This is a genomic window from Paracoccus sp. (in: a-proteobacteria), assembly GCF_032007265.1.
Taxonomy (GTDB): domain Bacteria; phylum Pseudomonadota; class Alphaproteobacteria; order Rhodobacterales; family Rhodobacteraceae; genus Paracoccus.
Window position 1 is genome coordinate 1 of the sequence record NZ_DALZMB010000055.1, and the last position, 26,230, is coordinate 26,230.

At 58.7% G+C, this 26,230-nt stretch carries 26 protein-coding genes and 4 pseudogenes; 19 read left to right on the forward strand and 11 right to left on the reverse strand.

The window, feature by feature from the left end:
- The first annotated feature begins 144 nt into the window (after nucleotides 1-144).
- The 9 genes and pseudogenes from RTS12_RS12290 to RTS12_RS12330 form a co-directional block, all read left to right on the forward strand.
- On the forward strand, nucleotides 145-1,143 hold the full coding sequence (locus tag RTS12_RS12290; protein WP_312528885.1) for a type IV secretion system protein: 999 nt from the start codon (nucleotides 145-147) through the stop codon (nucleotides 1,141-1,143).
- 44 nt (nucleotides 1,144-1,187) lie between these two features.
- Complete coding sequence (locus RTS12_RS12295; protein WP_312528887.1) at nucleotides 1,188-1,859, forward strand: type IV secretion system protein; 672 nt, start codon at nucleotides 1,188-1,190, stop codon at nucleotides 1,857-1,859.
- Nucleotides 1,856-2,557 carry a TrbG/VirB9 family P-type conjugative transfer protein gene (locus RTS12_RS12300; protein WP_312528889.1) on the forward strand — a complete coding sequence of 234 codons (702 nt, stop codon included), beginning with the start codon at nucleotides 1,856-1,858 and terminating at the stop codon, nucleotides 2,555-2,557. Before RTS12_RS12295 ends, RTS12_RS12300 begins: the two co-directional genes overlap by 4 nt.
- A 4-nt stretch (nucleotides 2,558-2,561) precedes the next feature.
- Nucleotides 2,562-3,914, forward strand: a complete 1,353-nt coding sequence (locus RTS12_RS12305; RefSeq protein ID WP_312528891.1) for a TrbI/VirB10 family protein — start codon at nucleotides 2,562-2,564, stop codon at nucleotides 3,912-3,914.
- Nucleotides 3,914-4,930, forward strand: coding sequence for an ATPase, T2SS/T4P/T4SS family (locus RTS12_RS12310; RefSeq protein WP_312528893.1), 1,017 nt, complete (start codon nucleotides 3,914-3,916; stop codon nucleotides 4,928-4,930). The genes RTS12_RS12305 and RTS12_RS12310 overlap by 1 nt, the downstream gene beginning before the upstream one ends.
- Nucleotides 4,927-5,088, forward strand: coding sequence for a hypothetical protein (locus tag RTS12_RS12315; RefSeq protein WP_312528895.1), 162 nt, complete (start codon nucleotides 4,927-4,929; stop codon nucleotides 5,086-5,088). The genes RTS12_RS12310 and RTS12_RS12315 overlap by 4 nt, the downstream gene beginning before the upstream one ends.
- Nucleotides 5,089-5,110: 22 nt before the next feature.
- Nucleotides 5,111-5,587 (forward strand): hypothetical protein, encoded by a 477-nt coding sequence (locus tag RTS12_RS12320; protein WP_312528896.1) that lies wholly within the window; start codon nucleotides 5,111-5,113, stop codon nucleotides 5,585-5,587.
- A 10-nt stretch (nucleotides 5,588-5,597) separates the two neighbouring features.
- Complete coding sequence (locus tag RTS12_RS12325) at nucleotides 5,598-7,661, forward strand: type IV secretory system conjugative DNA transfer family protein (protein WP_312528898.1); 2,064 nt, start codon at nucleotides 5,598-5,600, stop codon at nucleotides 7,659-7,661.
- Nucleotides 7,662-7,679: 18 nt separating this feature from the next.
- Nucleotides 7,680-8,045: pseudogene (locus RTS12_RS12330) on the forward strand (DDE-type integrase/transposase/recombinase); the annotation flags it as partial.
- 295 nt (nucleotides 8,046-8,340) lie between these two features.
- Here the strand turns inward: RTS12_RS12330 and RTS12_RS12335 are convergent.
- Nucleotides 8,341-9,201, reverse strand: a complete 861-nt coding sequence (locus RTS12_RS12335; RefSeq protein ID WP_312528900.1) for a LysR family transcriptional regulator — start codon at nucleotides 9,199-9,201, stop codon at nucleotides 8,341-8,343.
- Nucleotides 9,202-9,357: 156 nt separating this feature from the next.
- On the opposite strand from RTS12_RS12335, the gene RTS12_RS12340 reads away from it, so the two are divergent.
- The 5 genes from RTS12_RS12340 (at nucleotide 9,358) to arsH (ending at nucleotide 12,838) form a co-directional block, all read left to right on the forward strand.
- A complete protein-coding gene (locus tag RTS12_RS12340; protein ID WP_312528901.1) occupies nucleotides 9,358-10,077 on the forward strand; it encodes a hypothetical protein in 720 nt (239 codons plus the stop codon).
- 180 nt (nucleotides 10,078-10,257) lie between these two features.
- Nucleotides 10,258-10,617, forward strand: a complete 360-nt coding sequence (locus tag RTS12_RS12345) for a metalloregulator ArsR/SmtB family transcription factor (protein WP_312528903.1) — start codon at nucleotides 10,258-10,260, stop codon at nucleotides 10,615-10,617.
- A 2-nt stretch (nucleotides 10,618-10,619) separates the two neighbouring features.
- Nucleotides 10,620-11,045, forward strand: coding sequence for an arsenate reductase (glutaredoxin) (arsC, locus tag RTS12_RS12350; protein WP_312528905.1), 426 nt, complete (start codon nucleotides 10,620-10,622; stop codon nucleotides 11,043-11,045).
- A gap of 15 nt (nucleotides 11,046-11,060) precedes the next feature.
- The gene (gene arsB / locus RTS12_RS12355) at nucleotides 11,061-12,134 is read left to right on the forward strand and encodes an ACR3 family arsenite efflux transporter (RefSeq protein ID WP_312528907.1); all 1,074 of its coding nucleotides are present in this window, start codon (nucleotides 11,061-11,063) and stop codon (nucleotides 12,132-12,134) included.
- Nucleotides 12,131-12,838 carry an arsenical resistance protein ArsH gene (gene arsH / locus RTS12_RS12360; protein ID WP_312528909.1) on the forward strand — a complete coding sequence of 236 codons (708 nt, stop codon included), beginning with the start codon at nucleotides 12,131-12,133 and terminating at the stop codon, nucleotides 12,836-12,838. The genes arsB and arsH overlap by 4 nt, the downstream gene beginning before the upstream one ends.
- Before the next feature lie 477 nt (nucleotides 12,839-13,315).
- On the opposite strand, the gene RTS12_RS12365 is transcribed toward arsH, so the two are convergent.
- The 3 genes and pseudogenes from RTS12_RS12365 to RTS12_RS12375 form a co-directional block, all read right to left on the reverse strand.
- Nucleotides 13,316-13,471, reverse strand: a complete 156-nt coding sequence (locus tag RTS12_RS12365) for a hypothetical protein (protein ID WP_312528911.1) — start codon at nucleotides 13,469-13,471, stop codon at nucleotides 13,316-13,318.
- A 441-nt stretch (nucleotides 13,472-13,912) separates the two neighbouring features.
- Nucleotides 13,913-15,165, reverse strand: a pseudogene (locus RTS12_RS12370) (IS256 family transposase).
- A 384-nt stretch (nucleotides 15,166-15,549) separates the two neighbouring features.
- The gene (locus RTS12_RS12375) at nucleotides 15,550-15,735 is read right to left on the reverse strand and encodes a hypothetical protein (protein WP_312528914.1); all 186 of its coding nucleotides are present in this window, start codon (nucleotides 15,733-15,735) and stop codon (nucleotides 15,550-15,552) included.
- Nucleotides 15,736-16,892: 1,157 nt separating this feature from the next.
- On the opposite strand from RTS12_RS12375, the gene RTS12_RS12380 reads away from it, so the two are divergent.
- On the forward strand, nucleotides 16,893-17,465 hold the full coding sequence (locus RTS12_RS12380) for a hypothetical protein (protein WP_312528916.1): 573 nt from the start codon (nucleotides 16,893-16,895) through the stop codon (nucleotides 17,463-17,465).
- A 56-nt stretch (nucleotides 17,466-17,521) separates the two neighbouring features.
- Nucleotides 17,522-17,848 carry a type IV secretory system conjugative DNA transfer family protein gene (locus tag RTS12_RS12385; RefSeq protein ID WP_312528936.1) on the forward strand — a complete coding sequence of 109 codons (327 nt, stop codon included), beginning with the start codon at nucleotides 17,522-17,524 and terminating at the stop codon, nucleotides 17,846-17,848.
- 185 nt (nucleotides 17,849-18,033) lie between these two features.
- Here the strand turns inward: RTS12_RS12385 and RTS12_RS12390 are convergent, their stop codons facing one another.
- From RTS12_RS12390 to RTS12_RS20795, 3 genes and pseudogenes are all read right to left on the reverse strand, one after another.
- Nucleotides 18,034-19,869: a relaxase/mobilization nuclease domain-containing protein gene (locus RTS12_RS12390; RefSeq protein WP_312528918.1), complete on the reverse strand. Its 1,836-nt coding sequence runs from the start codon at nucleotides 19,867-19,869 to the stop codon at nucleotides 18,034-18,036.
- The gene (mobC, locus tag RTS12_RS12395) at nucleotides 19,862-20,242 is read right to left on the reverse strand and encodes a plasmid mobilization relaxosome protein MobC (RefSeq protein ID WP_312528920.1); all 381 of its coding nucleotides are present in this window, start codon (nucleotides 20,240-20,242) and stop codon (nucleotides 19,862-19,864) included. The genes RTS12_RS12390 and mobC overlap by 8 nt, the downstream gene beginning before the upstream one ends.
- A gap of 48 nt (nucleotides 20,243-20,290) precedes the next feature.
- Nucleotides 20,291-20,422: pseudogene (locus RTS12_RS20795) on the reverse strand (sigma factor-like helix-turn-helix DNA-binding protein); the annotation flags it as partial.
- A gap of 430 nt (nucleotides 20,423-20,852) precedes the next feature.
- On the opposite strand from RTS12_RS20795, the gene RTS12_RS12400 reads away from it, so the two are divergent.
- Both RTS12_RS12400 and RTS12_RS12405 read left to right on the forward strand, forming a co-directional pair.
- Nucleotides 20,853-21,092 (forward strand): BrnT family toxin, encoded by a 240-nt coding sequence (locus tag RTS12_RS12400; protein ID WP_312528922.1) that lies wholly within the window; start codon nucleotides 20,853-20,855, stop codon nucleotides 21,090-21,092.
- On the forward strand, nucleotides 21,079-21,402 hold the full coding sequence (locus tag RTS12_RS12405) for a BrnA antitoxin family protein (protein WP_312528924.1): 324 nt from the start codon (nucleotides 21,079-21,081) through the stop codon (nucleotides 21,400-21,402). Before RTS12_RS12400 ends, RTS12_RS12405 begins: the two co-directional genes overlap by 14 nt.
- Before the next feature lie 407 nt (nucleotides 21,403-21,809).
- Here the strand turns inward: RTS12_RS12405 and RTS12_RS12410 are convergent, their stop codons facing one another.
- From RTS12_RS12410 to RTS12_RS12420, 3 genes are all read right to left on the reverse strand, one after another.
- Complete coding sequence (locus RTS12_RS12410; protein WP_312528926.1) at nucleotides 21,810-22,151, reverse strand: hypothetical protein; 342 nt, start codon at nucleotides 22,149-22,151, stop codon at nucleotides 21,810-21,812.
- Nucleotides 22,148-22,819, reverse strand: a complete 672-nt coding sequence (locus RTS12_RS12415; protein WP_312528928.1) for a ParA family protein — start codon at nucleotides 22,817-22,819, stop codon at nucleotides 22,148-22,150. The genes RTS12_RS12410 and RTS12_RS12415 overlap by 4 nt, the downstream gene beginning before the upstream one ends.
- Before the next feature lie 513 nt (nucleotides 22,820-23,332).
- Entirely contained in the window at nucleotides 23,333-24,211 is an 879-nt protein-coding gene (locus tag RTS12_RS12420) for an ArdC family protein (RefSeq protein ID WP_312528930.1), read from the reverse strand.
- A gap of 513 nt (nucleotides 24,212-24,724) precedes the next feature.
- Here RTS12_RS12420 and RTS12_RS12425 point away from each other — a divergent pair.
- Nucleotides 24,725-25,510, forward strand: a pseudogene (locus RTS12_RS12425) (IS3 family transposase); the annotation flags it as partial.
- A gap of 516 nt (nucleotides 25,511-26,026) precedes the next feature.
- On the opposite strand, the gene RTS12_RS12430 reads toward RTS12_RS12425, so the two are convergent.
- A partial coding sequence (locus tag RTS12_RS12430; protein WP_312528933.1) for an IS3 family transposase occupies nucleotides 26,027-26,230 on the reverse strand: 204 nt, incomplete at its 5' end.

Consider the following 26,230-nt stretch of genomic DNA (forward strand, 5'->3'; position numbering starts at 1 on the left):
CTCCCCCCTCATCCTACGATGGCAGCGTCGTCACGGCAATTTTTCGAGGTGCCCCAATGTTGAAGAGCTTTCGACGGGACAGCTGAAAGACGAGGCACGCTCCATGCGGTTTCAAGCGGAAGAGCTTTGTGGCGGGAGGTTCTGATGGGAACGACGACTGATATTCTCGACAGCATCGACGCCTCGATTACCTCGGCAGGTTCACGCTACTTCGAAGCCACTGCGACAGCACTTGGTCCCGTCATGACGGTGATGATGACGCTCTTTTTTATCGTACTTGGTCTCAACATTGCGGTCGGTGCAGCAAACCTTTCGATGCGCGATACCAAGCAGCTCTTCTGGCGGGTGATCCTCGTTTATACTTTCGGGCTCAGTTGGGCGAATTTCAGCGTGCTTTATCATGCGCTCTCGGATGGCTCGGCCAATCTTGCCATGGGATTTTTTGACGCATCGAGCGGTAGTGGTGCAAATCCGAACCAAGCGATGGACGGATTTGCCAAGAATATGGGCGATACGGTCGATACGATCTCGCGCTCGCGCGGCTCAATTCAGCGCGGGGTGATCGGTGGTATCGCTTATATCTTCCTCTCGGCTCTGATGGCGGCATATATTCTGGTCGTCGGCTTTGCAAAGATCATGATCGCCTTCCTGCTCGGGGTTGCCCCGCTGGCGATGATTGCGACGATTTTTGACAAGACCCGCAATCTCTTTGAGGCATGGCTGACCGCGTTTGTCGGCTATCTGATGTATCCGATTGCGGCCGCTGCCGTCATCGCCAGCATCGTCAAGGTCGCGGAAGATCAGGCGGTGAGTGCAACGACGGCCGATTCAACACTCGGCACCATTCTCGGCTTCTTCGTCGTGGTCTTCGTGGGCGTCTTCGCCTTGCGCGCCATTCCCTCTGCCGCTGGCCACCTTACAGGTCAATTCCATCTTGCCCGCATCACACCTCAACCGATGAGCGGGGTTTCGCGAGCATTGATCGGTGAGCGAGGACAAATGCTCAGAGGTGGCATGATGACCGGCGGAGTGAAGCGAGATCTTGCCCAGAATGAGCGCGAGCGCGTCTGGGCGGAGAGAGGCGGCAAGATTGCCCAAAAAATCTATCTCTCAAAAATTTTAAGGATTGAGCCGAAGGCTTAACTGACCGGCCTCTGCGCTGAACCATTCAAATTCGAGGTAATGCCATGACAGACCGTGTGTCTGAACAGAGAACGATTCTCGAAAGCGAGCTGTTTCTCGAAGGAAAGCGCCGCGAACGGCGGGGCTTCATCATCGGGACGGCGGGGCTGGTGATCGCGGCTGGTGGCGTTGCCGCAGCCCTTTCGGTGCTGCCGTTGAAAGAGACCGAGGCCTTCGTGGTGATGGTGGACAAGGACACCGGCATGGCGAGCCGGATTGTTCAGGTCGAGCCTGCGGGCATGGCCGAGGCCGAGGCCGTGCGCAAAGGGCTCCTCTTCAATTACGTCATGGATCGCGAGACCTATGACGAAAGCGATAACGAGAACCGCCTGCTCAAGGTGTTCCGCATGTCCAGCCTCTTGGAACAAAACAAGCTTCGCAGCCTGTGGAACCCGAGCAATCCCAACTACCCGCCCACGCTTTACGGCAATTCCGGCAAGGTCGCGATCAAGGTCCAGAGCATCAGCGAATTGAACGAGAACACCGCCACGGTGCGCTTTACCAAGACCTTTTCGCAAGCCGGCGAGGATGATCGCGTGGGCAAATTCTACGCCACCGTCACCTATGACTTCCAGCCCTCGACCGAAAGCGCGGTCGAGCTGGTCTGGCAAAACCCCCTTGGCTTCATCGTCAGCAATTACCGCATCACGGCGGAATCTCTGGAGGATCAGGAATGAACAAGGCGCTGATTGCGGCGGTGCTTGCCGCCATGACCCTGCCCGCTCTCGCCCAAGCCGAAGTGGCCCCGCGTTCGGGCTCGCGCGACGGGCGTATCACCTATGCCACCTATCAGGAGGGGCAGGTCTATACGGTTGCGACCCGCGTGCGCAACATTACCATGATCGAGCTGGGTGACGGGGAAACCATCCGATCGATCGCGGCGGGCGACACCGAAAGCTTTCAGGTGGAAAAGCTCGAAGGCAACAATGTCTTCACCATCAAGCCGGTGATCGACGGGGCGCAAACCAATGTCACCGTGGAAACGAACCGCCGCTTCTATTTCCTCAATGTGGTCGAAGGCAAACGCGCGCCCGCATGGTCGATGAAGATCACCGTGCCGGGTTCGGGAGCGTCCAGCCGCCGCTCCACCATCGCGACTGTGCCCGAAGCCCCCCTGCCCCAGATGCGCTACCGCGTTCTGAGCAAAACCAAAGGCGCGGGCTTTGCCCCGATCGCGATCTCGGATGACGGCGCGAAGACCTATTTCCAGATCCCGCAAGGTGCCGCCACCCCTACGGTCTTCCGCGTCGATGCCAAGGGGCTCGAATATGCGGTGAACAGCACCATGAACGGCTCCGTCATTGTCGTGGCAGGCCGGTCGGATCGCTGGGTTGTGCGCTACGGCGATGATCATGCCTGCATCGAGGGGAAGTGACGCCATGGCCCAAGACCCCACGACCCGCGTGCAGGAACGCTTGGAAGGATTGCGCAAGCTGCCGCCCAAGCCCTCGCCCCTCAAAACCTATGGCCCCTATGCCGCCGCTTTGGCCGTGGGCCTCGGGATCGGTGGCTATATTGCCTCGATCCCGAGCGAGGCGGAGCAAAAGCCTGCGGTACGCACCTCGGATGCGGCCGAGTTTCAAGAGGAGTTGGGACTTTCGGGCTTCACGACGCGGGTGCCGCGCGCGCAGCCGGCCGAGACAGTCCCGCCCGCCGATCCCGAACCGATCATCGTGACGCCGGTTTCTGACCCAGAGGCTGATGCGCTGCGCACGGCTCTGGCCGAGATGCAGGCACAGATGGATGCCCTCAAGAACCAGCCTGCAGAAATCCCGCCCGAGCTGGCGGCGCTTCAAGCGGAGATGGAAAGCCTGCGGGCGCAGGCCACAGATCAGGAGAATGCCTATGCCGAGCTTGAGCGGGAAAACTTCCGGCTGCAAACGCAGCTTGGCACACAAAGCCTTCTCGGTCTTCCGACCACCCCCGCCGACAATGGCGAGGCGCAGCGGCTCGCGGAGCTGGAAGCGCGCCGCGCGGCGGCAGAGGCGCAGCGCGCCGCCCAGAATAGCTCGCCCATGGTGGCCTATCGCGCCGGGGGCGGATCATCTTCTGCGCAAGGCCAAGGTGAAGGCGGTCAGCGATATGAGGGCGATGAGGCATTCGTGCACGCAGGTGCCACGCGCGCGGAAGTGACCCATGCACAGGTCATCGCCAACCCCTCGAAGACTGTGGTGCAAGGCACGCTTATCGAGGCCACGCTTCAGACCGCGATCCAGTCGAGCCTTGAGGGCAATGTCATCGCGACCGTCAGCTATGACGTCTATTCGATGGATATGAGCAATGTGGTGATCCCGCGCGGATCGAAGCTCTTCGGGCGCTATAGCTCGGATGTTGGCCGCGGCCAGCGTCGGGTGCTGGTGGCATGGGATCGGGTGGTGACGCCGGACGGGCAATCGGCGGATCTGGCGGCTTACGGCACCGACCGGATCGGCCGCTCCGGCCTCACGGGCAAGGTGCGCAACCACACCCTTGCCCGCTTTGTCGGGGCCGGAGCGGTCTCGATCATCGGCGGCCTGCCCTCGATCATCTCGGCAGCCCTTGAAGATGACGGCGACGGCGGGCGCGGCAATACGCGGGGGGCATGGTCCGATGCGGCCTCGGATGTGAGCCAGAGCGCCACGGGTGCTTTGAGCGAAGTCATGCAGGGCTATCTCGATATGCCGACCACGATCAGCATTGATCAAGGCGCGGTGGTGATGGTGCAGGTCAATGCCGATGTGGAGATGCTGTGATGACGAGCTATCTCCACGCCTATCTAAACAAGATCGGCCCGTTGATCCGCGATCCCGCGATGATCGAGGTTGCGCTGAATGGTGACGGCCGGATCTGGGCGGAATGGGCCGGTGAGGCGGTGATGCGGGAAATTCAGGTGCCCGGCCTCGGACCGGAGTTTGCCGAAGACCTTGCCAAGCAAATCGCCAATGACCAGTCGCTCTCGCTCAATGATGGCGCGCCAATGATCTCGGCCTCGGTGGTCTTCGAGGGGGTCAATCTGCGTTGTCAGGCCCTTGTGCCTCCGGCCTCGGCGCAAGGCACGGTGATATCGTTGCGGCTGTTTCGCCCCCGCTCGTCGGGGGCGGAACCCCATAGCTTCGGCCTTCTGCGCGATGTGAAGCTCTCAATGGAGGAGGAACGCGCGGCCATTCTCGGGCAGCTCAAGGCAGAGTTATCGCTTGGCTCGGAGGAAGCGTTCGATGCTTTCTGCCGCGAAGTGGTGAGCAAGCGTCTGAATGTCTTGATCTCGGGGATTACCTCGGGCGGGAAAACCGAACTCTCGCGCCGCCTGCTCTGGATGGTCGAGGACGATCAGCGCGTCGTGCTCATTCAGGATGCCAACGAGCTCATGCCGGATCTTCCGAATGTCGTGAACCTCATTGCCGACCGTAAGGAGACTTCGGTGCGTTCGGCCGAACGGCTTTTGGAGGCCACTTTGCGCCTTCGCCCTGACCGTATCATCGTCGGAGAGTTGCGCGGTATCGAGGCCGTCACCTTTCTGGAGGCGATCAATACCGGCCATGAGGGCTCGTTCACGACCATTCATGCCCAATCGGCACGAAAAGCGCTCGACCGTCTGGCCTTCATGGTCTCCAAGGCCGGCCTCGGCATGAGCTATGCCGAAATTCAGCGCTATGTGCGCGGTGCGATCGACGTGGTGATCCAGGTTGCCCGTGCCGGCGAGCGGCGCGGCGTCATGGAGATCTGGATGCCCGCGCTGGACGGGTTCGAGCCAGAGAAAGCCGTGCCATGACGAGTTGGGATTATGCCGAGGCGCATCCGCAGCTTACCGAGGCCGAGGCCGAACACCTCGTGCGTGCCCACGGCCTCGATCCGCAGGAGGCCCGTGAAGAGCTGGGCCGCGAGAACTTTCTCAAGACCACCGAATTGATCGGTTGGCTTGGTTACTAAACCCACATCCGGAGGACAGGAAATGGCTGAAGACCGTAAATCGCTCTCTACCCGTGCCGTCGATGCCGTGGAAAACATGATGCGCTCCGATCTTGCGCAAAACCGCCATGTTGCGGCCGCCGCGACGAAGGCTGCGGCGCTGGAGCAGCGCGAGATTGTCGAAGAGGCGCGCGCGGCCCGCATTAATACCGCGCTTTCCGAGATGGCCGATGCGGTGATCGCGGGCGAACGCCCGCGGTTCAGGACCGACGAACAGGCGACGGCTTTTCTGCAGGACTTCGAGACCCGCTATGGCGCGGGGGCGATGGAGCGCTTGCGCGCCGGAGACAGCACGGATCTGGCCCGCGACGAGGCGGACCCCTCCCGCGTTGCGATCAAGAGCGCTGCCCTGCGCATGGTCGCCGAAACCCACGCCGTTCTGCGCGGGCAAGCGCACGAGCAGGACCGCACGCAGAGCCAGACCCTTGATCGCGAAAGCGGTCCCGAACTCGATCTGTGAGGGGGATGACATGAAACGCATCCTTCTTGCTGTTCCCTTTGGTCTGATCTGCGGCGCGGCTCTCGGCGCGGTTCTCGGCAGCATGTGGCTGGCGTGGCATCTCGGCCAGAGCATGAATGCCGCCAATCCGTTCCTGCTTCTGACCGAATTTCCCGGGTTTGGTGCTGCACAAACCGCCCCATGGCGCTTTGCCTATACCATTGTGCTTGTCGTCTCTGTGGCCTTCGGGCTAACCGCGGGGCTCATCAGCGTTGGTCACAAGCTGACGCAATATGGTCAGGCCCATTTCCAGAGCCGGAACGAAATGCGGCGCAACGCTTTGCTTGAGCCGGTCGGGCGCGGCTTGGTCTTCGGCAAGATCTACCGTTTCGGCATCCTTGGGCGGCGCTTCCTGAAAGGCCGCTTTATCTCTGCGCTCTATGACTTATTCCCACATTGCCTTGTCGTGGCGCCGACCCGCGCCGGTAAAGGCGTGGGTTACGTCAACCCGAATGTGCTGATGTTTCCGGGAAGCGTTGTCGTCCTCGATGTGAAAGGCGAGATCTTTGAGGCCACAGCCCGCCACCGCGTCTCTCTAGGCGACGAGGTGTTCCGCTTCGCGCCCTTCGACTTCGAGCATTCCAGCCACCGCTATAACCCTTTGGAGCGTGTCGCGAAGATCGAGCATCCTGCCGAGCGCTACACCCAGCTCGCCATGATTGCCGATTACTTCCTCACGGTCTCGGAGCGCGGCAATGCCGGCGACTTTCTGTCCGAAGGTCGTCAGCTCTTTGTCGCGGCGGGCTTGCTCGCGATCGAGCGCGGCCGCCCCACCATTGGAGAAATCAACCGCATCCTCTTCGGGCAGGGCGCATCGCAAAAAGCCTATGCCGAACATGCTCTCGAGGTCCGACATCCCAACGCCGCCGAGACCTTCCGCAAATTCTCGGCCTATGACGCCAAGATCCTGTCGTCTCATGCCTCGGTTCTGGGCGGTGCAGGCATGGCGCTCTGGAACAACCCTGCCATCGACTTCGCCACCAGCGGCAACGACTTTTCTTTCTTGGACCTGCGCCGCGAGCCCATGGCGGTCTATCTGGTCGTCAATTCGGATGCCATCCAGACGCTCGCGCCTCTGATCCGCCTCTTCTTCGGTGAGTTGATCGCCACGTTGCGCGCCACCATGCCCGACCCCGAGCGCGAGCCGTGGCCGGTCAAGATGATCCTCGACGAGTTCGACCAGCTTGGTCATATGAAAATCGTGGTTCAGGCCCTCAAACAGCTTGCCGGTCACGGCGCGCGGGTCTCGATCATCACTCAATCCATTCCCGGTCTGGAAAAGATCTATGGCAAGGAAGACCGCCTATCTATCGAATCCGCCTGCGGCATGAAGCTCTACCTCGCCGCCAACGACAAAATGACGGCGCAAGAAATCTCGGAATCGCTTGGCAAGACCACACGCCTGTCGGTCAGCGATAGCTATTCGCCCGACAAGACCGGCCTTCTGCGCCGCTCAATCTCGCGGCGAAACGAAGAGCGCGCGCTGCTCTCGCCCGACGAGATCACTCGCCTTGATCGCAATAAGGTCATTCTCATCCCCGAGCGGCAGCAGCCGATCATCGCGCAGCGCATCGTTTACTACGAAGATCCGTTCTTCCAGAAGATCATGGCCGCCCAGACCGGCCCCCTGCCCTACCCGACACAGGCACACCGCGAGATTGGTGCGCTGAGAGAGCAAGTGCAGGCCCTGATGGGTCAGGTCACGCAGCTCTCGAAAACGCGGCTGATCGACTACGAGGCGAAGGGTGACGAGGCCAGACCAGAGGAAAACCCGCCCGCTTTAGAGGGGCCAAAGCCCGACCAGCCGACCCTGCTTGCGGGTGCAAGCGCCGAACCAGCGGAAAGGCCGCCGACCGAGCAACAGGCGGCAATCGTAGAGGTGGTGAACGAAATCGCTGACGCGGTGAAGCCAAAAGGATCAAAGGATGAGAGTTTGTTAAGAGTCGAAGAGCTATCCTTGAGCGATTTCGGTATAGCCGGTACGACCCGAGACCTGATGGCAGCATTTGAGGAAAAATACCGACAAAAATCATAACTATCCTGCTGCAGTGATTTCAGCCCAGCACCGGAGAACATCATCAACCGTGACTTTCACGCTCTCGCGCCAAATGAGAAATGGCTGACCGATATCACCGAGTTCCACATACGCGCGGGCAAAGTCTATCTCTCTCCGATCATCGATTGCTTCGACGGCATGGTTATCAGTTGGGCCATCGGGACCAAACCGGACGCGGGTCTCGCCAACACCATGTTGGATGCAGCACTGGAAACCATCGCAGACAGCGAGGAGCGGCCCATAATCCACAGTGATCGGGGAGGCCACTATCGCTGGCCTGGTCGGCTGGAGCGTGTAAACGCAGCCGGGATCGTGCGTTCAATGTCGCGCAAGGCCAGCTCGCAAGATAATGCTGCATGTGAATGAGGGACCAACGGGGGGCAGGTCAGGAATTATCCGTAGAGGCTGACGCGCAGCGGCACCAGAGCCCGTGTTCGGATCACCGGCCGGATGGCAGGTGGAAAAATGAAATGAAAAGTCGTCAGCAGTGCCAGAGCGAAGCGGCGGCGCGGCTGTCTTCCGGATCAGCGATCGCGGTGCCCGCGATCCCCATATCTCTGAAAAGCAGCCTCTCGACTGCCAGGGAGCATCGACGCGAAGAGCCTAAAGTACCAGTTACTGCACTATGCGCGAATGTCGGCCATCAATGATACTACGCCTACACACGCGCAATCTCACGGATCAGATCATTTGTCTCTGGTCTCGTCGTTTGGTGCCGATAACGAAGAGCAGAAACAGTTCGCGAAATTTCAAGGCCGTCGATGAGTATCGAAACGAGGCCCCTGTCTGCTGGAATTGCCGTGGTTGGCAAAATCACCGCGCCTAATCCCTGCCGCGCGAGTTCGACTAACCAATCCACGCGATTTGACCGATAGGCCGCGTAGAGTTCGTGACCTTGGTCTGTACATGCCCTATGCAACGCATCCCGCATTTCGCAATTGGGTCGATCGAGCATGTCAGTTTCAGCGAGTGTCGAAAGAGAAATAGCGTCTCGTTCAGACAACGGGTGCGACTTGGACACCACAACCTTGTAGGACTCGTCATAGAGCTGGTCTATTCGATAGAGGTCTTCACTGACAGTCGCCGCTGTGACAACGACGTCAAATTCACCCTCTCGCAATCCGGCCAGAAGCTTGGAGGCAGACGCCACGATCAACTCTATTTCGGCTTGCGGCAATCGTGTGCGGAAGCGTTCCACGGCGGCTGAAATCCGGTTGTGACCAATCGTTTCGCCAACACCGACAGAAATAGGAACCCGCTCTAGTCGCGTGTGGCGGACGGCTTCAGCCTTAGCTGCCTGCGTTTCGTCATGCGCTTTCTGTAGCCTTGGCTGCATGAGTTTTCCGAGTGCCGTCAACCTGCATCCTGCGCGGTCCCTGACAAACAGATCACCCCCGAGCTCGTGTTCAAGTTTCTTGATCGCGGTCGTCAAGGACGGTTGGGAAACATTTGAGGCGCTAGCGGCATGGGTGAAGTTGCGATGCTGGCAGACAGCCAAAAAATACCTGATCTGGTTCATCTCCACTGCCACAGTCTCCGTCACTTTCCGCCATGAGGTTCACCATAGCACATGTCTATCAAAGAATAGAAGTTCGGGATTGGTGCCTGAGGCATTCGGCATGGGAAAAGGGTGCATCGAAACCAAACACAACTACCTCTCAATCAGGAGGCGACCATGAAAGCCCAAATTCTCAAGACACTCGCCGCTTTGGCCTTGATCACGACATCTGCACCCGCACAGGGAACCCCAATGGAAAATCACACTGCCAGCTACATCGCCATGCCCGCCGCTGAAGGCCAGACCGAAGCATTCGCCGAATTTCTGGCCGGAGCCGCCCCGATTGTCGCGGACACCGAACCAGGCACCATGCTTTGGTTTGCCTTACAAGCCGACGATACGCTCGCGATCTTTGATATCTTCGTGGATGAAGAAGCGCGCAATGCGCATTTCTCCGGCGCTGTGGCCGCGGATTTGAACCAAAATGCCGACGCGCTGGTCGCCGGGGGCTGGGACGATGGTGTTGTCGCGAATATCAACAATTCCGATGTCCTGTCGGTGAGGGAACCGGTTGATCTCTACTCGGCCACGACAGCCACGTACATCACGCTCGAAGCAGCACCCGGCAGAGGGCCGGAATTGGCAGCCTTGCTGACCGCAGCTGGTCCCATCGTCGGAGAAACTGAACCCGGCACATTGTTCTGGGCGGCGCTGCAGATTGACGAAACATCCTTCGCAATCTTCGACATCTTTACCAACAATGCTGGCCGTGAAGCACACTTTGCCGGTCAAGTCGCCGGGCTGCTGAACGAACGGGCAGCGGAGTTGGTGGCTGGCGGGTGGGACGACGGTGTGGTCGCTAACGTCCACAACTTCGACATCCTCGCCATCAAGTAACGCGATGTGACAGGAACAAGAAGCGCCTGGTGCAACGCATCAGGCGCTTTGCCGAACGAATTTAGATTCACCGTGAAGCGGACATTCGCTGCAGTGCAGCCTCTAGCCAGCGACAGCTCACCTTGACGATTAGCCAACTCGCCTTATAAATTACTCAACAACTATTGAGGAATTGATTCGATGAACGAACCCCAAGCGCTCACCGCCTTTGCGGCGCTTTCACAAGAAACGCGGCTGCGGATCGTTCGGCTGTTGGTGCGAGCGGGACCCGAAGGCATGGCCGCCGGCGCGATTGGCGAGGCGCTTGGCGGGGCGACGACTTCTCGGCTGTCGTTTCACCTGACCCATCTGGAGCATGCCGGTCTGATCCAGTCGCGCCGCGACGGGCGTTTCATCATCTATAGTGCGGTCTATGGCGCGCTGGCGGGCCTCGTCGGGTTTCTGATGAAGGATTGCTGCCAAGGCCATCCCGAGATCTGCGCTCCGGCCCTCGAGGCGCTCGACTGTGCCTGCGGCGAAAGCAAAGCTGTAAAGGCATGACCATGGATGTCGTCATTTATCACAACCCCGATTGCGGCACATCGCGCAATGTGCTGGCGATGATCCGAAATGCGGGCGTCGAGCCGCATATCGTCGAATATCTGAAATCACCACCCTCGCGAACCATGCTGAAGGCCTTGATTTCCCGCATGGGGATCGGCCCTCGGAACCTTCTGCGCGAAAACGGCACGCCTTACACGGAACTGGGCTTGGGCGATCCTGCGCTGACCAATGAGGCATTGATCGATGCCATGATGGCGCATCCGATCCTGATCAACCGGCCTGTCGTGGTCAGCCCGCAAGGCGTGCGGCTGTGCCGCCCCTCGGAGTTGGTGCTTGATCTGTTACCCGGACAGCAGGGCGCGTTCAGCAAAGAAGATGGCGAGCAGGTCGTGGATGCGCATGGCAAACACATCCATCCCGTCTGAGCAAAGGACTGCATTATGACGACACCTCAACGCGGCAGGCTATCCTTTCTCGACCGCTATCTGACGCTTTGGATTTTCGCCGCAATGGCTTTGGGCATTCTGCTCGGCACGGTTTTCACCGGCCTGCCGGAGGCGCTGAACGCCCTTTCCATCGGCTCGACCAACATCCCGATCGCGCTCGGCCTGATCCTGATGATGTATCCGCCGCTGGCCAAGGTCCGCTACGAGGAACTGCCGCAGGTCTTTGCCGACAAGCGCCTTCTGGCCCTGTCCCTGGTGCAGAACTGGCTGATCGGGCCGGTGTTGATGTTCGCGCTGGCGGTGATCTTTCTGCGCGACCAGCCGGAATACATGACGGGCGTCATCCTGATTGGCCTTGCCCGCTGCATCGCGATGGTGCTGGTCTGGAACCAGTTGGCGCGCGGCGACAACGAATTTGTGGCGGGGCTGGTCGCCTTCAACTCGATCTTCCAGATCCTGTTTTTCTCGACCTACGCATGGCTTTTCTTGACCGTCCTGCCGCCGCTGTTCGGACTTGAGGGCAGCATTATCGACGTCGGCTTCTGGACCGTCACCGAGGCCGTGCTGATCTATCTCGGCATTCCCTTTCTCGCGGGCTATCTGACCCGCCGCATCCTGATTGGGCGCAAGGGTGCCGCATGGTATAATGATGTCTTTTTGCCGAAAATTAGTCCGACCACCCTTGCCGCGCTGCTTTTCACCATCGTTGCGATGTTCAGCCTGAAAGGGGCCGAGGTCGTCCGCCTGCCGCTCGACGTCCTGCGGATCGCGGTACCGCTGGTGCTATACTTCCTGATCCAGTTCCTCGTCAGCTTCGCTATGGGGCGATGGATCGCCAAGGATTATCCCCGCACCACGGCCATCGCCTTCACGGCGGCGGGCAATAATTTCGAACTGGCGATCGCGGTGGCCATTGCCGCCTACGGCTTGGCCTCGCCCGTGGCTTTTGCCGCCGTGATCGGCCCCTTGGTCGAGGTCCCGGTCCTGATCTTGCTGGTCAATCTCGCGCTGCGCCTTGGCGCGAGCCGGTTTCCCCATGACAAAGCCTTGAAGGAGGCCCGCGCATGATCCCCGATCTGCCCAATCTCTCCCCCGCCGCCGACCGCAAGCCGCTGCTGCCCGATGTGCCCCACGCCGCGCATCCGCCGCGCATCCTGCTGCTTTACGGCTCGCTCCGCGAACGCTCCTATTCGCGTTTCGTGACCTATGAGGCCGAACGCATCCTGCGGCATTTCGGCTGCGAGACGCGGATTTTCCACGCGGACGGCCTGCCGCTGCCCGATGACGCCAAGGCCGATCACCCCAAGGTCCAAGAGCTCCGCGAGCTCTGTCTTTGGTCCGAGGGCCAAGTCTGGACCAGCCCCGAACGCCATGGTGCGATGACCGGCGTGATGAAATCGCAAATCGACTGGATCCCGCTGTCGATGGGTGCGATCCGCCCGACGCAGGGGCAGACGCTGGCGGTAATGCAGGTCTCGGGCGGCTCGCAAAGTTTCAACGCGGTCAACCAGATGCGCATTCTGGGGCGCTGGATGCGGATGCTGACCATCCCCAACCAATCCTCGGTCGCGAAAGCCTACGAAGAATTCGACGAGGGGGGCCGCATGCGACCCTCGAGCTATTACGACCGCATCGTCGATGTCATGGAGGAGCTGGTGAAGTTCACGCTGCTGACGCGCGATCTTTCGGGCGCTCTGACCGACCGCTACAGCGAGCGCAAGGAGAGCGCAGAAGACCTGGAAGCACGGGTTAATCTGACGGCGGCTGTCTGATGGAGAGCGCGCGGCGCTGGCCCGTCATCGCCGCGCTCGGCATCCTGCAGATCTTTGCTTGGGGCAGCAGCGGCTCAGGTCGGCGCGCGCCTGATCGAGATGGCGGGAAAAGGTCGTCACCACCCGATCAGGACCCTGCTGGGGGCGAGCGGTGCGGTAGCATTGGGCCTGATCCTGCTTGCTATGGACGTCCGGCTTCCGGCCCTTGCAATCATCTGCATAGCCCCACGCCTTCTTCGCTAATTTTGATGCAAGGAGGCCATGATGTATTGACCCAGGAGAATCTGCTCAGGTTAAGCCGATAGTCCGAATGCCTCAGCAGGCAGGCGCATTTCAAGCGCCTGATGCAGGCGGCGGCATCGCCCGGAAGGCAATGAACGGGAACTCTGCGCTCGGCAAGTCGTTAGAATTACATCCCTCCCTCTCGTGGTGGGCGTGCAAGCCTAAGCAGGGCGCGCCCACCACTTGCTATCCAAACTATTCGGTAACGGCATCTTCTAGCTCACGGACATTGCGATCTGGTCTCGCTTTCTCATGCGCTTGCATTTTCCCCATCATGCGGCTGAATTCTGCCTCGACCTCCTTATCGGTGAGCATACTTACCGGCAGCGTCGTTGTTTGCTCAGCGATCATTAGCGGTTTCCTCCAGTACACAGTTCAATTTGATACGGGGCGATTGACGTGACCAGTCACGCCCTGTCGCCTGACGTGTACAGGGCAACGCATCAGATCGGATTTGGTGCCGAGGCCGACTGGCTGAAAATGTCCCGCGTCAGACAGCACATGAAAAACGCTCCGCGGTGAAGCGGGGCGTTGCTTTAGTGCATGTTCATGGGGGATCGTTGCTCAGCATCTAGCTGTGCAACTGCAGCATTAAACAGGCGTTCAGCCTCTTCATCTGTGAGCTGCTTGATCTCCCGGCTGTCAGCTTCTGAGCGCTTCGGGTCGTGCAACTCAGGTATGTACCTTTGTCCCATCTCTCGATCCTCTGGTTACTGATTGGGCAACAGTATCACATCGTTACGCCGGCACAAGATTGCAGCTGAGTTATAGCCGAAAGTTGGTGACGCTTGATCAGGCGGCGGTTTGAAGTTGACGGAGAGCGTCGCGGAACTCAATCCCTTGTATGATCTCTGGGAGGCGGTTTTGGCCGTCGAGCTTTCGCCATTTCTTCTGGGCCGGCATCATCAGCTTGAAGGCCATGGCCAGCCCGGTCTTGCGGCTGAGGCATCCCTTGATGCGTTTTGTGCGGTGCCGAACGGTCGCGAATACGCTCTCGATCGGGTTTGACGTGCGGATATGTTTCCAGTGTTCTGCTGGATAATCATAGAATGTCAGCATGGCGTCGCGGTCTTTGATCAGCTTGGCCGCGGCCTATTCCCATTTCACGCCATAGGTTTTGACAAAGACGTCGAAAGCCGCATTTGCCGCGGCTTTGGTCTCGGCTTGCCATATATCGTGCAAATGGCCTTTGGCCTTTTCTTGGATGGATTTGGGTATGGCGTTCAGGACGTTTATGCTCTTGTGGACCCAACATCTCTGTTCGCGCGTCGTGGCGAACACCTCCCGCAGGGCGGTCCAAAACCCCAAGGCGCCGTCGCCGATGGCCAGTTTTGGATCTTGTTTCAAACCGCGCCGCTTGAGGTCGAGCAGCACCTTGCGCCAGCTCTGCGTGCTTTCCCGGAAGCCATCGGTAATCGCCAGCAGCTCTTTGCGCCCATATTCATCAGCCCCGACGATCACCATAACGCATTGTTTTTTTCCTCAGACATTCGTGGATTGAAGTAAACGCCGTCGGCCCAGACATAAAGGAAGCGCCGCGTGCCAAGGTCGCGTTTCTGCCAAGCCTCATAGTCTTGCCACCACTCGGCTTTCAACCGCGTGATGGTCTTTGCTGATAACCCCTTGGCGTTCGGGCCGAGCAAGGCCGCCAGCGCCTCAGTGAAATCCCCCGTGGACACCCCCTTGAGATAAAGCCACGGCAGCAGCTCCTCGATAGATTTCGCCTTGCGCAGATAGCGAGGCAGGATGCTGGGTGTGAAGATGATCTTGTCTTCGCCCACCGAACGATCCCGTACGCGCGGAACCTTCACAGATACCGGCCCAATGCCGGTCATCACCTCGCGTTCCGGCAGATGGTCATGACGGACAAGACGCGCTCGCCCATCCTCAAGCCGGTCCCCCGAAAAGCGCGACATCAGCGCTGAAAGCTCGGCCTGGATCGCTTGTTCGATCAACTGCCGCGCACCAGCGCGAATGACATCCGTCAGCGCGTCCGTGCTAAATCCAGATGGATCTGGAAGCTGGGCGATGGTAACCTCTGACATGTGGCATATCCCTTTCTCAACAGAGAATTGACGGCGTCTTGAACACCGCCATGATATGCCGCCCCTCAGCCCATCACCAACTTTCGCGCGTTACTCGCAGCTAGATGTCGGGCCAACCTCCATATTGGGCATGTCAATCTATTGGAAAAGTACCCTCGGAGCGAAAGGAACCCGCGGGATTGTTCGGGCCTCACTGCTTGATGCAGAAGCTATACCACTCACGGCAGCCGTTATCGTTGCTTCGCGAAAGGGCGAGCGAGAACAAAAAAATCAGAGCAATGCGCATCATTGCATCAGCCTGATCTGCCTGCGCACGGCTGTCCAGCGATAGCGCACACTGTCCTGAGGCGCAGGAGGGGCGGCGGATCACCCGCCGCCCGAAAGCTACCCTCTGCCAAGGGCTTTATAACGCTTCTCCCAATCCGCATCATCGAGCGCATCGTCATCGCCAAGGATGGCGCTTTCCTCGACCGCGTCAGCATCATTCAACACGCCAGTGGCGCCCAAAAGAAGCTCACGCTCCCGAATTGCGGCCTGCTTCACCTCGTCTTTGCCGGACTTGCTGTTCATCACAGTTTTTCCTCGAAGTGCGCACAGCGTTTTGCTGCTTCACGCTCCAACATTGTAGCATAAACGGCACATTAAATCACGACTAAAATTGGCGTTATTTGCGGACAGTTAAGGGTGCTGAGCTATCGCACCGGCGTTGCCTATACATGGAAAGGCCGGGAATGCCCCGTCGCTCCTGACGCCTGGGTTGTGCTGCGCTACCGCCTACCGCGCGACCATGATCGGGCGATTGCTCCGCGCATCGCCATGCTCGCCAGAGCGAGCCTCTGACCTGCTCGATTTGCGCCGATCATTTCGGCCTCCCGCACGACGGACGCGTGATCAAGAGCCGAGATTTTGGCGACCTGTGCGTTGATTGCGCGAACCAGCGCGACGATTTCGAGGGGCCGGACGATGCTTGACGCCCTCGCGACCGCCCTGTCCTTTACCTGCACCAAATGCGGCGGCTCCGGTCAGTTTCGAACCTACGGCCGGTGCTACGAGTGCAATGGCAAGGGCGGCTTCCGCTCCAGGCTCGAGGCGCGCGCGAAGGCCAGCGAACGGGCCAATGCGAGGCAGGCGCCTAGGCAAAATTGCGCCACCGCTCCCGCCCGCAGGAAGGCATCAAGCTCCACGCCTAGATGCGCAGACACCGGCACATGGCCCGGACAGAAAACTGCCCCCGATGCTCGGCCACGAACGCCGTCGCCATTGGGCTTGAACCAATGGCGCTCCAATGGCTCCACTCACTTTGCATCCCGAGCGAAATACGCGCTCGCCACTGTCCTCGGACCGATGGCGGACAATGGCTCGCCTTATTTAGGATAAGCCCCTCTTCTGGTGGTAGCCTTACAGCTCTGTCTCAGTTATTTATATAACTTGTCGATTGACAATTTAAGAACGCGGAGTATCTTCTTTGCCAAGGAAGAAGCACACGTCGAAGGAAATCGAAGCCGTCATCCAAGAGCTCGAAGAGCTGGGATGGGATCTTATCGAAGGCAAGGGGTACGCGTGGGGGATCCTTCGTTGCCCCGCTAACGATAAGGAGTGCCGCTGCGGTGAGTTCTGCCAGATGTCCGTGTGGTCGACGCCGAAGAACCCGCAGCAGTTCGCGAAGAAAGTCCGACAAAAGGCTCTAGCCTGCGTGAGGCTTGAAAATAAAGGCGAAGGAGAAGCCGATGGCTGAAGAATTCGAATTCGAACTGGTTTTCGCACTTCCCGAAGGTGAGCATGATGCATTTGCGCTGTCCGATGCCGTGTTCGCGGCAGGCTTTGAGGATGCCCTCGTGGGAACCGGTCAAGCTGGTCTGTTGGGTGTAGAGCTGGAAGCCGTCGGAGATGATGCCGAGAGCGCGATCCTCGATACGGCGCGAACGTTAATCAAGGCACTACCTGTAGGAACTCTTCTGCGCGAGGTCCGGCCGGACTTGGTGAGTCTCGCTGATGTTGCGGAAAAGCTCGAAGTAAAGCGTCAGGCGCTCCAGCAGCGCAAGATGCCTCTCCCCGTTGCTGGTGGCCTTTACCGCATTGATGAGATGATCGAAGTGGTGATGGAGGCGTCCAAGCCGAAGGAGGGTCAGCGCCGCCCTCGATTCAATTTGAACTCGGCATTAAAATGGTTTCGCGCGGGACCTGCTGCGCGCAGGGTTAATGCCCTTCTAACGATGCGTGAGATCAATCCTGCCACGATCGAGCGAGCGCATCGACCGGAGCACGAAGAGCCTAATCTGTTGATTTCCGTCGAGACGTGACCGGGTCACGTCTCGACGGAAATCAACAGATCTACGGCAAAGAAGACCGCCTCTAGATCGAATCCGCCTGTGGCATGAAGCTCTATCTTGCCGCCAATGACAAAATGACCGCGCAAGAGATCTCGGAATCGCTTGGCAAGACCACCCGCCTGTCGGTCAGCGAGAGCTATTCGCCGAACAAGAGCGGCGTTTTGCACCGGTCAATCTCTCGGCGCAACGAAGAGCGGGCGTCGCTCTCGCCCGACGAGATCACTCGCCTTGATCGCAAAAAGGTCATTCTCATCCCCGAGCGGCAGCAGCCGATCATCGCGCAGCGCATCGTTTACTACGAAGATCCGTTCCTCCAGAAGATCATGGCCGCCCAGACTGGCCCCCTACCCTAAACGGCAATAAACGAACGGTGACTGTGCGTGAGGGAATTGATCCGTACGATCCGGTCTCCCAAGGGGGAGGGGCGGATCATGGGGGAAATGCTGTGCCGCCGATGCCCGCGCTCCTTTGCCTTGAGCCACTGGGCGCGCTGATTACAAGGGGCGGACAACCCCCTCCAATCTTTTCACAGTGCTCCTCAGACACCCCACCCATCATCGCGGTCTTGCGCAGCACCCTCACGCTGCTGCAACCGCTCGAAGCTCTGCTCGGCTTGGCGCAAAGTCAGCCCAAGGCTCTGGTGGTTCTTCGCCACCGCCAAAATGGATAGAGCAACGTCTTTACGCTTTTCCGCGTCGGGGAAATCGACCGCAAGCGCGCGATCATCACCTTCTGCGATCCGGCGAACAACATCGCTGCCGTAACGCTCTTTCAGATCATGGGTGAACCGCTCGGCCTGCTCCTCATGCCCGAACTGGAGATCCTGCCCCTGTGCCACACCCTGCGCCATACTGGACAGCGTGCGAGTCAAGCGGTCGTTGGTATGATGCTGGGTACGCTCAAGCGCCAGATCCAGAACCTTTGCCGCCTGCGCATAGAAACCATCCACCAGTTCGGCCGCCAGACCCCGATCCTTCTCGCGCGTCAAGTCCAAGCGCTTCGCTTCGGCAACAGCAAGAAGATCGGCCTTCATCCACTCACGTTCCTGCCATGCGTTGCCCGCGCCGGTCTCAAGCCGCCGCGCTATTTCTTCATGGCCGATCCCGATCTTGGCGGCTTCAGCCTGTATACTCTTTTGCATCTCCGCAGCCGCAATCGGCGAAACGGCTATGGCTGTGCCGTCGCGGCTGATCTGCCCGCTTTCCAACTGCGTTTGGTAGACGGCGGCCCGCGCTCCGCGGCGCATCAGCTCGGCTCCCCGCTCATCGCCCAAAGAGCCCAAAATAGTACCACTGATCTCGTAGAGTTCGCGACGGATTTCGCCGCGCTCATGCGCGGGCTTCGTCGCGATCATCTTCTCTGCATCTTCGTACCAGCTGGCAAATTCCTGGCGCAGATCGGAGCGGGTCTGTGCACCCTGCTGTTGCATCGTAATCTCCATATCTTTGGGTAAAATGATCCCGCCGCGCTCAAGGATCGACGCGGCCTTGATGAAATTGGCCGCGATCTCGGCCTTCAGAATCTGATCGGCGTAACCCGCCAAACTGCGCATCAGCGCCGCGTTGGCCATGATCTCGACCAAAGCATCCTGAAGCGCCCTGCCCTCGCGCATCCGCTCGCGGACCGGACGATGCTCGCGCTTGGCCCCCTCGATCTCGGCCCGTGACGGGCCATAGCTCAGGATACCGCGCTCAAGGCGCGAGGTTGCATCCAGATGAACACCGTCCTCCGCCCCGATCTCGACAATCCGCTCTTTCATCATATCCAGATTGAAAACATGGCTCTTGGACATGAAAAACCATGTCCCGTTCTCGATCCCCCGATTGTTCACGACGATATGGACATGCGGATTTGCGCGGTCGGTGTGCAGTGCCGCGACATAGGCCCATTCGTCATCGGCATGGGCACCCGACTGGAACATCTCCGACGCCCAAGCCTCGGCAATCAGCTTGGCCTTCTTGGGGGAAAGATCGGCCGGAAAGGACAGAAGCAAATGGGTGGTCTGCCCGTTCTTGGGAGCACCGGTCCATCCGTCGCTCCACATCTCAACAATCTCCTTGCGCTCCTCCTTGCTCAAGGATCGCCCATTGGGATCGTGCTCGACCATATTGCCGAAGAGGGAGGTCGATTTTCCGAAGAGGTAATCGAACTGGTTGCCGAGCTGCTTGGCGCTATGGGTGCCTCCGCGCGAGATCTTCTTGAGCACCACCGCATTGGAGCCCTGCGCCATACGCCATATGTTACGCACCTTCGCGGTAAAGCCGAAGGGGCTGCTTGACTTGCGGCCGGCTTCGGTGAGCGAGCGCACGGCCCCGGTCAGAGTACGGCGGAACTCGATCTCGCCAATGAGGTCGCGGGCAATCGAATTAGACATCCGCCCTGCCCTCTCCGAACTTCTCGTAGAGACGAATACCTTTGCGGCGCTGCTCATCCACAACAGCCTTCAGGTAGCCGCGCACTTCAGGCAGGGATCGATGCAGCTCGTTCAGCTCTTTCCACTGGTGCTGGAGCAGATCGGTACGGCCACGGTTCGCCGCCAAAGCAATCTGGTTCACGTTCACCCCGATCTTGTGCAGCTCGGTCCGGATCTCTTCAAGGCGGCTTTCCTCCTCCGGCTGGAACTCCAAAAGACCGACCGCCATGCGCAAAAGCGAACGGATGGCGTCAGCGTTTTTGTCGGTCCCCGCCCGTTTCTTTAGCAGGTTCAGTGCATCCAGCTCTGCTGGAGAGAGCCGGACAGCGACCACAGCGCCCTTCGAAGTCGTGGCCCGGGAGGCGTTTTCACCACGCGATTTGATTTGGCTAACTGCAGATCTCGAGACGCCGAACTCTGCCGCGAGCGCTGCCGCTTTCTCACCAGCCCTCAAGCGCCGAGTGAGGGCGTCGCGCTGATCTGGGGTGAGGCGTCTGTGCTTGGCTGTCGTCATAATTTGTTAAGTAAACATCCTGCATTTCCTGCTATGTCCTAGTTTTGACGGATGTGACACCAACCGTCAACGCTTACGTCGGTGGAGGGGCCAGCATTGCAGAGGGAAACGAAGCAGTGAGCGAGCGAGATCGGCATGGCACAATCGTCACTTTTCCTAATGCGACCTGCAATGGGATCGGAGCCCCCTGAATTTCCGCCAGTATGAATCGTAGGGAGCGAGCCGCCAAACGCTAGTGGTCAGCGACCTCGTTCTGGCCCTCGGTGACCCGAAATCCGCGTCAACCTTTGCCCGCTCGCTCCGATCGCTCAAGTCAATGCCAGCAGATATATTGCGCAGAAGGTAAATAACTTATTTATTGTGTATACGAAAAAGCATTGCGCTCACCCGATTTTTTGTATACACATAAAGTGTAACGCGAGGGAACAAAATGCAGATCGTCTGGGACGAACCGAAGCGTCAGGCGAACATTGCAAAGCATGGTTTTGACTTCGCTGATCTGTCTGTTGAATTTTTCCTGTCGGCGACAGTCATCCGCGCCCACACTGGACGTCTCGCTGCAATTGGCACGGTCATAACGATCTATGTGGAACTCGGCACTGAGGTCCTGTCGGTGATCTCACTTCGGACTGCCAGCAAAAAGGAGAGAGAAATCCATGAAGGAATTTGACCCCAAGCACGCAGCCAAATATGGCTACACCCGTGAAGATTGGGAAGCTATCGACAACCCTGAATTGACCGACGCCGAACTTGCGACGGCGCGACCTTTTTCAGCCACCTTCCCGGAGGCTGCAGAGAAGATGCGTAAAAGCCTCGGCCGCCCGAAGGCAGCCAATCCGAAGGTTTCTGTCTCCCTACGGCTCGATCCTGATGTGGTCGAAGCGTTTAAGCGCGGTGGCGATGGTTGGCAAACGCGTATGAATGAAGCGCTACGCAAAGCTGCGCACCTGTCCACCTCCCCTTCTACTGCCACGAGATAGTGTCCTCGGATGGAGCGAGACGGGATCGCTTTATAAGCGCCGGGGTGTTGAAATCCGCCGGCACTCCCGTGAGGAGATACTTACCCTGCTCGCGTGACTGCACGAAGAGCGCGAGCAGGCAGTCCATCACCGCCGCAACAATTACGCACTGATTGACTGAACTCCGGTGATCGGACTGCCAAACCTCGGATCAGGCACCTCGTGCGTAAGAGCCGAATCCTTCGCGCTCGACGCGGAAGGCAAAAGCAAACCCAACAGGAAGAGCGCTCGTTTCCCTCTCACCTGCCTCCGGAGCCCGCGCATACCACCTGCCCTCTGGCCAGATCTTGAAACAAAAAAGTAGGTTAGAGGTTCGACTTTATGAATCGACCTTAGAACGGGATATTCGGATAGCTATCCGATAGCAGTTAGCTACCAGATAGCTTCCTTTTAAGCAAATCTACCGCGACCTCAAACGCCTCCCCTACCCCGCACCCCATAGCGTCGACGGCCGCATAGAACTGGTCTAATGTCTCTTGCTTTGCCTTGATATTGATCTGCACATTGCGGCCAGTCCTGTGCCGACGTTGCTGCTTCACCGGAGGCGAGACCGAAGTAAGCACTTCGGCCGCAACAGGTTCTCGACTAATAAACCCGGCAGCAGCAGCAACCTCGGGGCGCGCAATGGGCTTGGACGGACTAGATGGTGAAAAGCTGCTCAGATCGCCAAGGGCCTCGCCAAAACCGATTTTTGCACGATTGGAAGTCATGCCATCGCCTCCCTGACCCGCGTAACCAACTCGCCGACAAATTCAGATGCATTGGTGATAGCTTTCTGAATGTTGCTTGTTTCAGCGCCGTCCAGACTCGATAGCGTTCCACCGAAGTCGAACAGATCTCGATAGGCTGCACGCTCGACGATGGCAGTTTCAAAGACCGGAATACCAGCCTCATCCAACTCTCTCGCCACGTTCCTCAAACTTCGTGAACGTACTGCGGCACTTGTCCGCGTCAATACCACGGCGTGAGGAATAACCCGGCGCGCCATTTTGGCTTGCGAAGCGATAAGCTTTAGCACCTTCGCTCCACCCTTCGCATCCATACTGGAGCCTTGCAAAGGGATCGTCACAAAGTCGGACATGCCGATAGCATTGGCGACCATCAGCGATGCAGTGCCCTCAAGATCAACGATGACGAATTGTGCACTGCTCGCCTCACGCTCGATCACGTCGACGATAGTGTCTTCGGTTACGTCGCTAATGATCCGCACTGCGTCAGGCTTCCCTGGCATAGCGCCCCATTGCGATATCCATCGCTCCGGATCGGCATCGATAATCGCTACAGTCGCGCCGTTCTCGGCAAGCTGAGTCGCGGCCAGAAGTGCCGTTGTTGTTTTTCCCGCCCCGCCCTTGGGGTTCGCGAAGCTGATGACTGGCATACCTATTCCTGCTCCTTTTCTCTTAACAAAGCAGTTCACATCGATTCGCACAATAAGATATCTGATAGCTACCAGCTATATTATATTATCTGATAGCTATCATGCGTACATGGGTAAGAAAATTATTTCATTACAACAATAAAGAAAAACGATAGCTACCGGATATCTTATGCTACCTGAAAGCTATCTAGTAACTGAAAGAAGCTTGTTAGGCCGCTAAAGGCTATAGTAGCTGTTTGATAGCTTCCCGATAGCTACTATAGAAATACAATCTAGTGCGATCTGAAGAGACATCCGGAACCACATATCATTGCGTAGAGGAATAATCTCTGCCCACTATCCGCTCCTAAGGGCACATGCTCTTTAAGATCGCCGTCCAGCCAGCCGCGCGCGACTGCCCAATTGAAAGGAATACCTTTATCGGACCAAGTTACGACAACCTGCGCGACATAGACTCACGGGGTAGTCTTGCCGCATTTGCAGCAAGTCAGGCGCGGCAGGGTAGGGGGCCGCTTATGCAACGGCCTTTTCCTCGGTGACCGCAGAAAACAGATAATCGGCTGCCTTTTGTGCTTCCGAAGCCGCCTTGAAAATCAGGCGATTGTCGTCTGCGAGGGCGCGAAGCCAGCTCTGCACATAGGCGGCGGACTGGTCAAAGTCGGGGACAAGGCCAAGGTTCGCGCAGACAAGGCAATTGCCGATTTCTGCAATCAATTCCTCGAACGCATATGCTTTGCGTTCGTTGAAGCGCGACAGGCGGTCAAGGCGCGAGTGATGCCCGGTCCAGTGGGTCGCCTCATGGGCCAAGGTCGCATAATACCCTGACGCGCTGTGGAAAGTGGCAATCGGCGGCATGTGAATGAAATCCTCGCCGGGGTGATAGTATGCCTGCGGGTCGTCGCTGGTGCGGATCTCGGCTCCGGTTGCGACAAAGAATGCATCAAGGGCGGGGTCCGCGTCAGTGCCAAGGTCGCGGGATTCCTCAGCGGGTTTGCCGTGATACTTTTCCGGCAAGCCGTCGATCTGGTCAGCATTAAACACTCGATAGGCGCGCAAGTAGGGGATTTTGCGCTCTTCGCCGCTCGCTTCATCCTCGCGTTCAAAAGTGCCATATTTGACAACGGTTGCGGACTTCTCGCCCTTGCGAACCTGCCCGCCTGCCTCTTGGGCTTGTTTATAGGTGAACCAAAAGGCGCTGCGCAAACCTTTCTCGGCGGCTTCCATCCACAGCATTAAGACATTGATGCCGCGATACTGTTCGCCGTTGGCGCGACGGGGAAAGGGTGCGCCCCCTTTACTGCCAGTCCAAGGCTTGCGCCATGCGGGGGTGCCTGCCTCGATGCTGGCAATGATCTGATTAGTGACGTGCTGATAGAGATCGAATTGGGCCATTTGTGGCGTCCTTTCCTTTTAGCGACTGGCGGGGGGTCTGTGGCCCCTTTCCGCCGATGGGCAGCGCCTCGGCATTCTGATCTGCCTGAAACGCATGTTTCGGGCAGATCAGAGTGGAGAGGGCGAAGCCCGACCCACGGCCCTGACGATGACTGTCAATGGTGATGGGTGGCCTTGGCGCGGCCCGCAGGCGCAGCCGAGGACACGGGGCCTCCCGTCACGCCGCCTTGGCGGCGCTTGCCGATTGACCGGCATCGGCAGGGATGTTGGGCGGTCCTAAGAATATGAAAAGTCGTCAGACGCGGCGTGAGCTGGGTAAAGCCCAGTCGAACGCTGCGGCTGTCCGTGATGTGACTTGGCCCGCGCTACTGCGCGGGCCTCTGCATAATTCATAGCCCCTTAAAGAGAGACCTTTGAGGCCGATAGGCAGCAAGCTAGGTTGGGGCTATCGGTCCGCAACCATAGAGAGCGGCATTGACCTGCCACGGGATTTTTCCTCCACCAACGATTAGAGTCCGGCCCAAACTGAGGACGGACAATGAGCGTCGGCGGTTCGGCTATCGGCGGCTCTTCGTGCTGCTGCGGCGCGAAGGCGAGGCCTCGGGGATCAACCGGATCTATCGGCTCTACCGTGAGGAAGGGCTGACGGTGCGCAAGTGAAAGGCCCGACGCAAGGCTGTCGGAATGCGGGCCCCGATCCTGGTCGAGGCGCGGCCCAATGCCCGATGGTCGCTGGATTTCGTTCATGACCAGTTCGCCAACGGCCAGCGCTTTCGCGTGCTGAATGTAGTCGACGATGTCACCCGAGAATGCCTCGCGGCAATCCCTGATACCTCAATCTCGGGGCGCCGTGTGGCGCGTGAACTGACGGCCCTGATCGCGCGCCGCGGCAAGCCGGGCATGATTGTCAGCGATAATGGGACGGAACTGACCAGTAACGCGATCCTGCGATGGTGTTCCGAGCATCGGATCGAATAGCACTACATCGCGCCGGGCAAGCCCATGCAGAACGGTTTCGTTGAAAGCTTCAACGGCCGGATGCGCGACGAGCTACTTAACGAGACCATGTTCCGAAACCTGGCACATGCCCGTGTCGTGATCGCCGCATGGGGCGCCGACTACAATACCGAACGCCCCCACTCGGCATTGGACTACCAGACCCCGGCTGACTATGCGCGGAACCTGACCACCGCAATCGCCCGACCCGCTACGCGAGATGAAAGCTCCGCGCGTCGGGCGATTGCCCAACCTGCGCCGATCGGCGTAAACAAAAACCGGGCTCAAGTCGCAGCTGGATGAAAGTTCAGTGGTAGGTCAGGCCGGTCTGGGGGCAGGATGATAACTCGTTAGCTGGCCCAGAACTCGGTTTCTCGGACTATTCCGCTACCATCGAGGAGGCCGCTTGGAACTGGCTTCCCGGAGATTTGGTGTTCCGTAATGGTTTGAACCGCTTTGATGAAACAGTCAGGGACGCTGAATCTGGGGTGTGGGCATCAGTAACTGTGCTGCGCCCTACAAGCGGCGGGCCGGTCGCAATCTATGTTGATGAACAGATCGGCGTGACTGAAACGCCTCTGGAACATTTCATCGAAGGCGCACCTTACGCTGTCTTTCGCATTCGGGGGTTGGAAGAGCATCGGTCAGAGGAACTTCATGCGGGGCCGATGGCGCTATTCGCAGGGATCACTGCGCTTGAAACCCCATATGATTATGAAATTATATTTGAAAACAAGAAGTTCTATAATGCTGAGTTGGTGTTTGCGACCGCGTTAAACGCAGGGTTCATACTCGGCAAACTGAATAGCCCCGAGTTTCTTAGACGCCTTCGCGTCTCATCTTCTGCTGCCGTTCGAACTCGGCAGGCGACAGCATCCCGTTCCTCGCATGCTTGCGCTTCGGATTGTAGAACATCTCGATGTAATCGAACACGTCCTGCCTTGCGTCTTCGCGGGTCCGGTAGGTTCTGCGCCTGATCCGCTCGCGCTTGAGCAGGTTGAAGAAGCTCTCGGCAACGGCGTT